This window comes from Noviherbaspirillum album, from assembly GCF_035916955.1.
GTDB classification, from domain to species: domain Bacteria; phylum Pseudomonadota; class Gammaproteobacteria; order Burkholderiales; family Burkholderiaceae_D; genus Noviherbaspirillum; species Noviherbaspirillum album.
In genome coordinates this window covers 20,229-32,992 of record NZ_JAWIIV010000008.1, presented here as the reverse complement: position 1 = coordinate 32,992, position 12,764 = coordinate 20,229, and the positions used below count along the sequence as shown (strand labels likewise).

The following is a 12,764-nucleotide window of genomic DNA, read 5'->3' as shown; positions in this document are numbered from 1 at the left end:
GATTAAATGCATCTTAAATGAGGCTATCCGCCGGGGCAACGAAAATACTTGTGATCGAGCTCGCAAAAATCCGGGGAAAGTTGATCTGGATCATTCACCTCAGCAGACCGGAGAGCTGCGCCGCGGTCATCGCTGCCGGCCGAGGTCGGTATCCTGCTTTTCATCCGGTCTCACACCGACGCTGCGATCGTTTCCCGCAGCCATTGGTGCGCTGGATCCCGATGGGAACGCTCATGCCAGAGCATGGCCATTTCATAGCCGGGCACATCCACCGGCGGCTCGACGACCTGCAGCACCGTGGTATTGCGCACCAAACGTGACGGCAGCATCGCGACAAGGTCGGTGCTGGCCAGCACCGACATCATGAACAGGAAGTGCGGAACGGAGAGAACCACCTTGCGCGTCAGGCCGGCATCGGCCAGCACATCGTCGGTGACGGCGTGGAAGCCGCCGCCGTCGGGCGACACGATGACATGTTCGAGCTTGCAGAACTGCGCCAGCGTCGGCCTCCGCTTCAGGCGCGGATGGCCCGCCCTGCCGGCAAGCACATACCGCTCCGCGAACAGCGTGCGGCGGCGCAGCCCGGGCGGCGAGTCTTCGCTGGTATGGAAGGCAAGATCGATCTCGCCTTGTTCGGCCTGCCTTGCCATGCGCGAGGGTTGCAGGTCGAGCACCGCCAGCCGCATTGCCGGCGCCGCCGCGCGCAGGGCCGCCATCGCCGGCAGCAGGATGCTCGATTCACTGGAATCGGAAGCGGCCAAGCGCCATGTGTGGCTGGACTCCGCAGGAATGAACGGGCGGGCCGGCGCCACCGCACGCTCCAGAGATTCCAGCGCTTCCCTCAAGGGTTCGCGCAATGCTTCGGCCCTGGCGGTGGGCTGCATCCCGCGCGGTCCGGGCAGCAGAAGAGGATCGCCGAAAATGTCCCTGAGCTTGGCAAGATGAACGCTGACGGAGGGCTGGGAAAAATTGAGGCGCTGTGCCGCCCGCGTCACATTGTGTTCGGCGAGGAGCACGTCGAGCGTCACCAGGAGGTTGAGGTCGAGCTTGCGGAGATTAATCATCTTAATACCTGGAATATTGGTAATTCATTTCCAATATACCGGAGGCCGGTCTATCCTGCCCTTTCCCAATCACATTGAAAGGCCAGTCATGAACATACTTCTCGTCCATGCGCATCCGGAACCCAGGTCACTGAACGGCTCGCTGAAGGATTTCGCGGTAAGCCGGCTGAAAGGCGCCGGGCATTCGGTCCAGGTTTCGGACTTGTATGCAATGCAGTGGAAAGCCTCGCTCGATGCCGACGACAGCACGCAGCGGCGGCCCGGAGCGCGCTTCGATCCCTCCCTCGATTCGAAGCATGCTTTCGAAAATGGCTGCCAGAGCGAGGACATCGCGCGCGAGCAGGAGAAGTTGCTGTGGGCCGATGCGGTGATCCTGCAATTCCCGTTGTGGTGGTACTCGATGCCCGCGATCCTGAAGGGCTGGGTCGACCGCGTATATGCATATGGCTTCGCCTATGGTGTCGGCGAGCATTCCGATAACCGCTGGGGCGACCGTTTCGGGGAAGGCACGCTGGCGGGCAAGCGGGCGATGCTGATCGTGACCACGGGCGGATGGGAATCGCACTATGGCCCGCGCGGCATTAACGGCCCGATCGACGACATCCTGTTCCCGATCCAGCACGGCATCCTGTTCTATCCCGGCTTCGAGGTACTGCCGCCGTTCATGGTCTATCGGACGGGCCGCACCGACGAGGACAGATTCGCGGGAATCTGCGACGCGCTCGGGCAGCGGCTCGATACGCTCTTCACCGCCGAACCGATTCCATTCCGGCCCCAGAATGCCGGCGACTACGAGATTCCGGCACTGACGCTGCGGTCCGACATTCTCCCCGGGCAAACCGGGCTTGCGGTGCATGTCGCCGATCGCGGGGAAGAAAACCTGCCTCAATTGCACGCCGGACAGCTCGCGGCCTAGGGACTGGATCCATCAGATGGGGGCGGGCGAGAAATTACTAGACGACCGGTCTAATGTCGAGTTAGCATACGCTGCATGAACACTGCAACCACTGGTACCGACGTAAGGCAGCACATCCTGGACGTGGCCAAGCCTTTGATTCTCGGCAAGGGCTTCACCGCCGTCGGCCTGACCGAATTGCTGGCCGCCGCGCAGATCCCCAAGGGCTCCTTCTATCATTACTTCGACTCCAAGGAAGGCTTCGGGGAAGCGCTGCTTGGGCAGTACTTCAGCGGCTTCCTGCAGCACCTGGATGCCTTGCTTGCCCGTCCCGGCCCGGAGGCGCAACGCCTGATGGCCTTCTGGGATTACTGGCTCGCCACCCAGATCAGCGACAATCCCGCCGACCGCTGCCTGGTGGTGAAGCTGGGCGCGGAAGTCTGCGACCTGTCGGAGCGCATGCGCGCCGTGCTCGACCAAGGCACGCGGCGCATCATTGAACGCTTGGCGCGATGCATCGAAGCCGGCAAGGCGGACGGATCGCTGCCGCTTCAGGCCGATGCGGCCGATCCGGCGGAGTTGGCCACCAGGCTCTACCAGACATGGCTGGGCGCCAGCCTGCTGGCCAAGATCACCCGCTCGCGCTCGCCGCTGGACAACGCCATGGCGAGCACGAGGCAGCTGCTCGGACTTTGCGCAACGGCTGATTGATTTTCCGGGCCGTGCATGATGCGCGGCCTTTTTTTACCGACCCACTAGACGACTGGTCTAATAGAACTCGTCCCAAAATACACCGCTGACCACATCCAACTTTCAAATAAGGAGAACAACATGCAGCAAACCATCCGCGGCGCCGACAGCAACCACCGCATCGTCCTTGCCGCCCGCCCTCAAGGCTTACCCTCGGTGCAGGATTTCCGCCTCGAACAAACCGCCCTGCCGGCGCCGGCTGACGGACAAGTCCTTCTTCGCACCTTGTATCTTTCGCTGGACCCCTACATGCGTGGCCGGATCAGCGAAAGTCCCTCGTATGCGCCGCCGCTGGCGCTGGGCGAAGTCATGGTCGGCGGCACGGTGAATCGCGTTGTCGCCTCCAGGAATCCGAAGTTCCGCGAAGGCGACCTGGTGCTCGGCAACGCCGGCTGGCAGCAGTACGCGCTGTCCGACGGCATGGACCTGATGCCGATCGCCGATACGAAACATCCGTCTCATGCATTGAGCCTGCTCGGCATGCCGGGATTCACCGCCTATCACGGCTTGCTGAAGATCGGCGACCCGCAGCCGGGCGAAACCGTGGTGGTCGCCTCGGCCAGCGGCGCGGTCGGCTCGGTGGTCGGACAGATTGCCAAGCTCAGGGGAGCACGCGTTGTCGGCCTTGCCGGCGGCCTCGACAAATGCCGCTACGTGGTCGAGGAACTCGGATTCGATGCCTGCATCGACCGCCACGATCCGCAGTTTGCGCAGCTTCTCGCCGAAGCCTGCACGGACGGCATTGATGTGTATTTCGAGAACGTCGGCGGCGCCGTGTTCGATGCGGTGCTGCCGCTGCTCAACGAGCACGCGCGCGTTCCGGTATGCGGTTTCATCGCCCACTACAACGACCTCGGCCTGCCATCGGGTCCGGACCGCCTTCCGCAATTGATGAGCGCACTGGTGTACAAGCGCATCCGCATGCAGGGCTTCATCATCCTGGATCAATACGAGGAAGGCTTCGAGCCGTTCCGGCGCGACATGGGCGCATGGGTTGCCGACGGCAGGGTCAAGCTGCGCGAAGACATCGTCTACGGTCTCGACAATGCGCCGGCGGCATTGATCGGGTTGCTTGAGGGGAGGAACTTCGGGAAGGTGGTGGTGCGCGTCGCGGACGAATGAAAACGGGCTCGTCCGCGACTGTGATGCCGCAGGCCGAGAGGCCTGCAATCCATGGTCAGCGATGCTCAGTCCAGCGTGATCTTCTGATCCTTGATCAGCTTGTGCCAGCGCACGGTTTCGGTACGCAGCAGGTCGGCGTACTGCTGCGGCGTGCTGGCCACCGGCTCCACGCCGAACTCGACCAGGCGCTGCTTGACGGCCGGCTGATTGATGGCGGTCACGAGCTGCTTGTTCAGCGTATTAAGCACGTCGGCCGGTGTTCCGGCCGGAGCCACCACGCCGACCAGCGCGGCCGCTTCCACGTTCTTGAAGCCGAGCTCGGCGAAGGTCGGCACGTCTGGCAGCTGCGGCAGGCGTGTCGCATTCGCCACCGCCAGCGGGCGCACCTTGCCGCTCTTGATGAAGGCGCCGCCAGCGGCCAGGTCGACCATCATGGCCGGAATCTGTCCGCCGACGAGATCGTTCAAGGCGGGCGCCGCGCCGCGGTAAGCGATATGCACCATGTGCAGCCCGGCGTTCACCTTCAGCAATTCCATCGCGAGATGATGCGGGCTGCCGGCGCCCGCCGATCCGTAGTTGACGCTGCCCGGGCGTGCCTTGGCCTTGGCGATGAAATCCTTCGCATCCTTCGCATCCGACCCCGGGCCCGCAACCAGGATCATCGGGAAGCGGCCGACCAGCGTGACCGGCGCCAGATCCTTCTCGGGGTTGTAAGTCAGCTTGGAATACAGCGCGGAGTTGAACACCATGGTGCCGTTGTCGGCGTTGAGGATGGTATAGCCGTCGGCCGCCGAGCGCGCCGTTTCCGATGCCGCGATCGCGGTATTGCCGCCGGCCTTGTTTTCGATGATGACCGGCTGCCCGACCTGCTGGGAAAGCGTCTGGCCCACGGTTCTGGCCAGGAAATCCGAACCGCCGCCGGGCGGATAAGGCACCAGCCACCGGATCGTCTTGGACGGATAGGCTTGCTGCGCGTGGGCAGCCGTGGTTGCGATCAGTGCCGGCAGGGTAAGCAGGCATGCAGCGAAAATCTTCTTCACATTCTTCTCCTGGATATCGGTGGAACCATGTTGTCTTTTTGCGTAATACTACTACGCTAATCGTAAAATAATCTACTGTCATGCATTGAAAGCGCCGGATCTTGTTCGACGTCATGAACCGGGCGACTGGCATTGCACGGCATAATCGCGGTATCGAATTGTGTTTTACCGGAATGCATGGGGAAGAATAAACAATGACAAAGCAGGTGGAGCAACGGCTGCCGCAGCAACGTCTGCAGGAAAGGCGCCAGCGGGTGCAATCGGCGGAAATGGGAATGGGCATACTCAAGGCGCTCGGACGCCTGGGCGGCGCCGCGAGCCTGACTGCGGTATCGGCCGAAGTCGGCGAGAGCACGGCCAAGGTGCATCGCTACATGGCCAGTCTCAGCCAGGAAGGCCTGGTGTTCCAGGACCCGTCGACGCAGCATTATTGCCTGGGCCAGGAAGCGATCCAGATCGGATTGGCGGCGCTGCGGCAGTGCGATCCGATACGCCTGGGCGAACCTGCGCTCAAGCGCTTGCGCGAAGAGCTGCAAGTCACTTGTTTCATTGCCGTCATGGGCAACAAGGGGCCCACGATCCTGCGCTTCGAGGAGCCGGGACTGCCCGTGACGATCAATGTCCGCGCCGGCTCGGTGCTGCCGATGCTCTGGTCGGCGACCGGCCAAGTATTCCTGAGCTTCATGGATGACGCACGCATACAGGGCCTGGCGGAGGAAGAATTCGCGCATGCCACCCGCGAGCAGCGGGCATCGCTGCATGGCAGGAATCCGGTGGAAAACCTGCGCAAGTCCATACGTGCGAAAGGATATGCGGTCATCAACGATACCTTGCTTCCCGGTATCAGCGCGGTGGCATCGCCGATCTTCGATCACAACGCCCGCGTCACCGCCGTGCTGACCGCCCTTGGCGCAAGCGGCGGTTTCGATACCGGCCACGATGGCCGCATCGTGTCGCTTGTGACCGCCGAGGCGGCCAATATCAGTGCGGCGCTCGGCTTTGATGGAAGACTGCCGGTAACGGAGCGCAAACGGTAAGCACCGGCCCTGCGGTACACCTTCGCATTGCACGTGATCATTTCACCATGCCAAGACAATGCATGGATAGATAGATACGGCAGCGTCATGCCTTCTTACAGTCTCCGAGTGAACCTCTGCGATTGATTACTCTCCTATTCCTTTATTGGCATTTCTTCAACCGTTAGCTGCACTTGCAGCCAATTTTCGCAGCAGCAAGGAGAACGATCATGGCATTGACAACCGGTGATATTGGTAACAGCGCATCCGAAAATACCGTAGTAGGCGTGTATGACAATTTCTCGGAGGCGGAATCAGCAGTTCAGGCGCTTCTGGCCGCAGGCTTCAGCCGCGCCGATGTGCAATTGAATCCGGAGAGGGATGACGAAGGAACCACATCCGCCGGTACCAGCTCTTCAACCAGCGATGCCCCCAGCGGCATCCGCGGCTTCTTCTACTCCCTGTTCGGCGGCGACGAGAACGCCGGGCATCATGATACCTACGCCGAATCGGTACGCCGCGGCAGCTATGTATTGACGGCGACGGTACACAGCCAGGAGGATGTCGACCGTGCGACCGGCATCATGAACAGCTTCAATGCGGTCGACATCGACGAGCGCGTAAGCCATTGGAAACAGCAGGGCTGGACCTCCCACGACACGTCCGCACCGCGTTATACAAAGGACGAGATTGCCAAGGAACGCGCAAGCTATGCAAGCCTGCGTTCCACCGGCACCGGCACCGGGACCGCCACGGGCACTACTACTGGCGAAACCCGCATTCCCGTCGTCGAGGAGCAGTTGCAGGTCGGCAAGCGCGAAGTGCAGCGTGGCGGCGTGCGAGTGTTCCAGCGCGTACGTCAAATACCGGTATCGGAATCCGTCCAGCTGCGCGACGAGGAAATCAAGGTGGAACGTCATGCCGTCGACAAGCCTGCAACCCAGGCCGACCTGGCAGCAATGAAGGACGGTGCCATCGAGCTGCGCGAGACGGATGAGGAAGCCGTGGTCGCCAAGACGGCGCGCGTGGTCGAGGAAGTCGTCATCGGCAAGGAAGTCACCCAGAGGACGGAAGACATCAACGATACGGTCCGCCGTACGGATGTCGAGGTCGAGCAGCTTGGAGTCACAAGCTCCGGCACCAGCCGTCTGGCCGGCGATGACGAATTCCGCCGCCACTGGCAAACCACCTACGGCTCCTCCGGCGGACGCTATGAGGACTACGACGATGCCTATCGCTATGGCACCACCATGGCAGGCAGCGACCGCTACAAGAATTATCAGTGGTCGGAAGTCGAACCGCAGCTGCGCAGCGACTGGGAATCGAGCCACCCCGGAAGCACCTGGGACAAGGTGAAGGACGCGGTGCGCTATGGCGCGGAACGAGTGACAGGCAATCGCCGCCACTAATCACTGATCACTTTGCCGCGATTTCCGGCATGAATTTCGACAGAAATCGACCGGCATGGCGTGTCACCACATGCCTCACCACGAGGGCTGCAATGCAGCCCTCTTTTTTCCCAAAATTTCCAATTTGAAGGAGAGCATCATGGGACTAGGATTTGATATTGGAAACATTCTGCAACAGTATGGCGGCGTCAATCCGAACCAGCCACCGAACGACATCGAGCAGCACTTCGATCAGGTAGCGCAAAATTCGCCGAACGATGATCTCGCCGACGGTCTGAGCGAGGCCTTCCGCTCCGACCAGACTCCCCCCTTTCCCAACATGCTTGGCCAGATGTTCGGGCAGGCGGATACCCATCAACGCACGGGCATGATGAACCAGCTGCTGGCAGCGCTCGGCCCTGCGGTCGTTGGGTCGATGCTGAACCGGGGGATGGGCGGTGGTGGCATGGGCGGCCTCGGCGGCATGGGCGGCGGCATGGGTGGAGGTCTGGGCGGTGGCTTGGGCGGCATCCTTGGCGGACTGCTCAACGGCGGGTCGGACCAGCAGCAGATGCGTGTCCGTCCGGAAGACGTGGAGCGCATGCGCCCTGAAGAATTCGAGGAACTGGCTCGGAACGCCGAACGTGAAAATCCTGGCGTCATCGACCAGATGAGCCGCTTTTATGCGCAGAATCCGGGACTGGTGAAAGCGCTCGGCGGCGCGGCGCTCGCCATTGCACTCGGCAGGATGTCGCAGCGCGGACGCTGACGACATCAGTACAAACCGCACATCGCGCCACCGCCCGGCGGGTGCGATGTGCGGTATCAAGCAACCGCGCTTGCTCATCAAGCTCCGCCATAGAGCTTCAATCGTAGTGCTCCGTCATTAAGTCCCCCGATCGCCCTCTCTGCCCCCTTCATTGCGAAAGCAATGAAACACGTCCCGCATTTTGCGGCGCGCCTCCCAGTTAAAAGCTCTTCTTACCACTTCCCTTTTCCGCAGCTTCCTTACTGGCTGATACATGTGATATGACGTTCGCCGCAGGTCCGCAACATTCACCGTTGGCACTCCGTTACACCCTCCACCGCCTGCGCTTGCGGATAAACAAGCCTCTCATGCCCGCTTTTCTGTTACGCATAACGTAGTATGATTACGCGTATTGCGCTGCCCAAGACGATGTAACGGTAGCCGATCAATGAATGCCGCCATGCAAAACGGAAGGACTTCCCATGAACATCCCTGCTTCTTCTACCGCTGCCTCAGCATGCCCTGTCGACCACCGCGCACTGTCGGAGGCAAGGTCTCCCACGGGTTGCCCGGTCAGCCACCGCGCAGCTGCCTTCGATCCGTTCGAAGATGCCTATCAGCAGGACCCGCCGGAATACGTGCGCTGGGCGCGCGAGGAAGAGCCGGTGTTCTTCAGCCCGAAGCTCGGCTACTGGGTGGTGACCCGCTACGACGACATCAAGGCTGTTTTCAGGGATAACCTGACCTTCAGCCCTTCCATCGCGCTTGAAAAAATCACGCCGACCAGCGAAGAAGCCAACGCCGTGCTGGCTTCCTACAACTATGCGATGAACCGCACCCTGGTCAATGAAGACGAGCCCGCCCATATGGCCCGCCGCCGGGTGCTGATGGAACCGTTCACGCCCGAAGCCCTCAAGCACCATGAACCCATGGTGCGCGAACTTGCCCGTGCCTACGTGGACCGCTTCATCGACGACGGCAAGGCGGACCTGGTCGACCAGATGCTGTGGGAAGTGCCGCTGACGGTGGCACTGCATTTCCTAGGCGTGCCCGAGGAAGACATGGACATGCTGCGCCAGTACTCGATTGCCCACACGGTCAATACCTGGGGGCGGCCGAGACCGGAGGAACAGCTCAAGGTCGCGCATGCGGTCGGCAACTTCTGGCAGCTGGCCGGCAAGATCCTGGACAAGATGCGCCAGGACCCTTCCGGCCCCGGATGGATGAAGTACGGCATTCGCAAGCAGGCGGAATACCCGGAAGTGGTCACCGATTCCTATCTGCATTCGATGATGATGGCCGGCATCGTCGCCGCGCACGAGACCACCGCCAACGCCACCGCCAATGCGCTGAAGCTGCTGCTGCAGCATCCGACCGCCTGGCGCGAGATCTGCGAGGACCCGAGCCTGATACCGAACGCGGTGGAAGAATGCCTGCGCCACAACGGCTCGGTGCCGGCCTGGAGGCGCCTGGCGACGAAGGATGTGCAGATCGGCGGCATCGACATTCCCGCCGGCTCCAAGCTGCTGATCGTGATGGCATCGGCCAACCATGACCAGCGCCACTTCGACGATGCGGACATGCTCGACATCCGCCGTGCCAATTCAAGCGATCACCTCACCTTCGGCTATGGCGCCCACCAGTGCATGGGCAAGAACCTGGCGCGCATGGAAATGCAGATCTTCCTCGAGGAACTCACCAGGCGGCTGCCGCACATGCGGCTATGCGAACAAAGCTTCACCTATGTGCCGAACACCTCGTTCCGGGGGCCGGAACACCTGCTGGTGGAATGGGACCCGGCGCAGAACCCGGAGCGCGCGAATCCGGCGCTGCTGGAATCGGTTTCGCCGGTGCGCATCGGCGAACCGTCCGGCCACGCAATCAGCCGCACGGTGGTGGTCGACAGCATCGAACCGCTGACCAGCGAAATCATGCGCCTGCGCCTGGTCGCGCCGGACGGCAGGCCGATGCCGCGCTGGCTGCCCGGTTCTCACATCGATGTGGAATGCGGCACACCGGAACTATCGCGGCAGTACTCCCTTTGCGGAGATCCCGCTGATCCCGCAACGCTTGAAATCGCCGTGCTTCACGAGCCCGAGGGCCGGGGAGGTTCGCGCTGGATTCACCAGGCGCTCAAACCGGGCGACCGGCTGAAGATCCGCGGGCCGCGCAACCATTTCCGTTTCGACGAGACCGCGAAGAAAGTCATTTTCATTGCGGGCGGCATCGGCATCACGCCCATCATCGCAATGGCGCGGCGGGCCAGGGAACTCGGCATCGACTATGCGCTGCATTACAGCGGCCGCAGCCGCGCCACGATGGCCTATCTCGATGAATTGTCTAAGCTGCATGGAGACCGCTTGCATGTCCATGCGGGAGACGAGGGTCGGCGCAATGATTTTTCCGCGCTGCTGCGCTCTCCTGAAGCGGGCACGCATATCTATGCCTGCGGTCCGCTGCGGATGCTGGAGGCGCTCGAACAGTGCTGCGCGTCGTGGCCGGAAGATGCGCTGCGCATCGAGCACTTCGAATCCAGCCGCGGCACGCTCGACCCGGCGAAGGAGCATGCCTTCGAAGTGGAGCTGAAGGATTCCGGAATTACCGTCACCGTGCCGGCCGGCCAGACCCTGCTCGATGCCCTGCGCGGCGCCAACATCGACGTGCAGAGCGACTGCGGCGAAGGCTTGTGCGGCTCCTGCGAAGTGCGCGTGCTTGCCGGGAAGATCGATCACCGTGATGTGGTGCTGACACGTTCCGAGCGGGAAGCAAACAACAAGATGATGGCATGCTGCTCCCGCGCCGCGGGGTCGAAGCTGACGCTGGAGCTTTGATTCAACTACCGCCTTGATGCGGTTGCCGCGTTAATCGAAGTGCCGTCCGATCCAGCCGGCCACGCCGGCGGCGGAACGGAATTCGCAGACGGAACGGCAGGCGATCTGCGGATGGCGCTGGCTCAGCATGCGTGACAGAGCATTGCCCGGGCCAAGTTCGAGCGCGATCGTAATCCCGGCTTCCGCGCAGTTGTCCATGCATTGCTGCCAGAGCACGGGTTCCGCGAGCTGCCGCGCCAGCGTCTGCATCGCGCGATCCTTGTCGCGTACGCTCTCGGCGGAGATGCCGCAGACGACAGGTAGTTGCGGATCGGTAAAGCGATGCCCGCGCATCTCTGCGAGAAACGGCGGGACCGCGTCGCGCATGAACGGCGTATGGGATGCGACCTCCACCGGCAGCGGCAGCGCCCGCGCGCCGCGCTGCTCGGCGATGAGGCGCAGCCCATCTACCTGTCCCTGCAGGCCGCCGACGATGGCGCTGTCTTCCCCGGTTTCAATGGCGATGTGCAATGCATGCTCCTGCAGCATCTCGCGCAATTGCGGCAGCGCCAAGCCCGACACCGCCAGCATGGCTTGCCGGCTTTCGGGGTTCATGCAGGCATCCATTGCCGATGCGCGCCGCGCCGCCAGCGCCACGGCATCTTGCGGCGACAAGCTGCCGGCGACGGCGTAGGCGGTGAGTTCACCGATGCTGTAGCCGGCAACAAGCGCGGGCTGCATCGATGGCGGCAGGACGGTTCTCACGATTTCCCATGCTGCCAGCGATGCCGCGGCGATCAGCGGCTGGGCGAAACGGTTCGCATACAGGTACGCGGGATCATTCAGCACTTGTTCGAGCGGCATGCCAAGCGCATCCCGCAGCGACCATTGCTCGGCCAGGGTCGCCCCTTGCCCTGTATCGCCGAACAGCTCGAACATGCGGGCATGCTGAGCGCCCTGCCCGGGACAAAGTATGGCGAGGCGCTTGCTCATGGCCGCCGGCGATGTCCATCCGCTGTCTGCCGGTCGAGCTTGTGCACGAAGCAGGCGGCGCCGAGCAGGTCGGCCGCGCCGCCCGGCGACAGGCGGGCGGCAACGAAGCGCTCGTGGCAAGCGAGCGCATGCGAGCGCCAGTCCGCTGCCGCCGTGCCGCCGCGAGCAAGAAAACCGGCGGCGCATTCGCTGACCATGCGCGCGCCGTCTTCGCCGCCCCGAAAATACACGTTGGTATCGCTGATATTCGCCATCAGGACAAACAGCGCTTGGATGCGGGCACGCTCCCAGCAGCCGCTCCCCGCAAGGCTTGCCTGCATTGCCGGCAATGCGAGATTGAATACCGACGGCATGCCGAGCGCCGCTTCTTCGCGCGCGCCGGACGCGGCATATCGTTGAGCCACCTGCAAGCCATGCGAATGGCCCGCGCACTGGCGCGCATGCATGGCCAGGTCGGGGCCCCAGACCGTCATCAGCGCGGCGCGGATATTCGCGCTGTTCAAGGGCAGGCCGCGGGCCTGGCAATGGCCGGCCGCCGCGCACAGCAGGCCCAGCGCGAAGATGGCGCCGCGATGGGTATTGATGCCGCCGGTCGCCCGCAGCATGCGATGCTCCGCTTCCATGCCGAGCTGCTTCAGCACATGGAAAGGCGCGCCATGCATGCCGGCTGCGGTGATGCGGACGAAATAGCCGCGCAGCGAGAACAGGCTGCGGAAGAAGGTTTCCGCGGTCATGTCGTCATGGCTGCCGCTATCCACCAGCGACACCAGTCCGGGCTTCGGATAAAGAACGAGTTCGTCGTAAAGGCTGGACACGGCGACTTGCGCCGCATGCAGGCAAAAGGCGCGCCGCCCTGCCGCGTTCCAGCCATTCAACATGGAGGCACGCATTTCGGTGTGGGCGGCGGCAGCAATGGTCCGGCCTTGTGTCATTGGCGC

General features: G+C 62.7%; 11 protein-coding genes. 7 read left to right on the top strand and 4 right to left on the bottom strand.

Annotated elements, in window-relative coordinates; translation table 11 throughout:
- Window positions 1-170: 170 nt before the first annotated feature.
- On the bottom strand, window positions 171-1,064 hold the full coding sequence (locus tag RY831_RS11420) for a LysR family transcriptional regulator (RefSeq protein ID WP_326506468.1): 894 nt from the start codon (window positions 1,062-1,064) through the stop codon (window positions 171-173).
- An 88-nt stretch (window positions 1,065-1,152) separates the two neighbouring features.
- Between RY831_RS11420 and RY831_RS11415 the strand changes: the two genes are divergently transcribed.
- The 3 genes from RY831_RS11415 to curA all read left to right on the top strand — a co-directional run bounded on the left by RY831_RS11415 (window position 1,153) and on the right by curA (window position 3,831).
- Window positions 1,153-1,980 (top strand): NAD(P)H-dependent oxidoreductase, encoded by an 828-nt coding sequence (locus tag RY831_RS11415; RefSeq protein ID WP_326506467.1) that lies wholly within the window; start codon window positions 1,153-1,155, stop codon window positions 1,978-1,980.
- 75 nt (window positions 1,981-2,055) lie between these two features.
- Window positions 2,056-2,670: a TetR/AcrR family transcriptional regulator gene (locus RY831_RS11410; protein ID WP_326506466.1), complete on the top strand. Its 615-nt coding sequence runs from the start codon at window positions 2,056-2,058 to the stop codon at window positions 2,668-2,670.
- A 120-nt stretch (window positions 2,671-2,790) separates the two neighbouring features.
- Entirely contained in the window at window positions 2,791-3,831 is a 1,041-nt protein-coding gene (curA, locus tag RY831_RS11405; protein ID WP_326506465.1) for an NADPH-dependent curcumin/dihydrocurcumin reductase, read from the top strand.
- A 65-nt stretch (window positions 3,832-3,896) separates the two neighbouring features.
- Here the strand turns inward: curA and RY831_RS11400 are convergent, their stop codons facing one another.
- Window positions 3,897-4,871 (bottom strand): Bug family tripartite tricarboxylate transporter substrate binding protein, encoded by a 975-nt coding sequence (locus RY831_RS11400; protein WP_326506464.1) that lies wholly within the window; start codon window positions 4,869-4,871, stop codon window positions 3,897-3,899.
- Between the two features lie 194 nt (window positions 4,872-5,065).
- Here RY831_RS11400 and RY831_RS11395 point away from each other — a divergent pair, with 194 nt between their 5' ends.
- The 4 genes from RY831_RS11395 to RY831_RS11380 all read left to right on the top strand — a co-directional run bounded on the left by RY831_RS11395 (window position 5,066) and on the right by RY831_RS11380 (window position 10,854).
- Window positions 5,066-5,908, top strand: a complete 843-nt coding sequence (locus tag RY831_RS11395; RefSeq protein ID WP_326506463.1) for an IclR family transcriptional regulator — start codon at window positions 5,066-5,068, stop codon at window positions 5,906-5,908.
- 209 nt (window positions 5,909-6,117) lie between these two features.
- Window positions 6,118-7,296, top strand: coding sequence for a YsnF/AvaK domain-containing protein (locus tag RY831_RS11390; protein WP_326506462.1), 1,179 nt, complete (start codon window positions 6,118-6,120; stop codon window positions 7,294-7,296).
- A gap of 139 nt (window positions 7,297-7,435) precedes the next feature.
- Window positions 7,436-8,044, top strand: coding sequence for a hypothetical protein (locus RY831_RS11385; RefSeq protein ID WP_326506461.1), 609 nt, complete (start codon window positions 7,436-7,438; stop codon window positions 8,042-8,044).
- Window positions 8,045-8,505: 461 nt separating this feature from the next.
- Window positions 8,506-10,854 carry a cytochrome P450/oxidoreductase gene (locus RY831_RS11380; RefSeq protein ID WP_326506460.1) on the top strand — a complete coding sequence of 783 codons (2,349 nt, stop codon included), beginning with the start codon at window positions 8,506-8,508 and terminating at the stop codon, window positions 10,852-10,854.
- A 30-nt stretch (window positions 10,855-10,884) separates the two neighbouring features.
- On the opposite strand, the gene RY831_RS11375 is transcribed toward RY831_RS11380, so the two are convergent.
- Together RY831_RS11375 and mdcB are read right to left on the bottom strand one after the other, a co-directional pair.
- Complete coding sequence (locus RY831_RS11375) at window positions 10,885-11,826, bottom strand: ACP S-malonyltransferase (RefSeq protein ID WP_326506459.1); 942 nt, start codon at window positions 11,824-11,826, stop codon at window positions 10,885-10,887.
- Window positions 11,823-12,716, bottom strand: a complete 894-nt coding sequence (mdcB, locus tag RY831_RS11370; RefSeq protein WP_437126260.1) for a triphosphoribosyl-dephospho-CoA synthase MdcB — start codon at window positions 12,714-12,716, stop codon at window positions 11,823-11,825. The genes RY831_RS11375 and mdcB overlap by 4 nt, the downstream gene beginning before the upstream one ends.
- Between the last annotated feature and the right edge of the window lie 48 nt (window positions 12,717-12,764).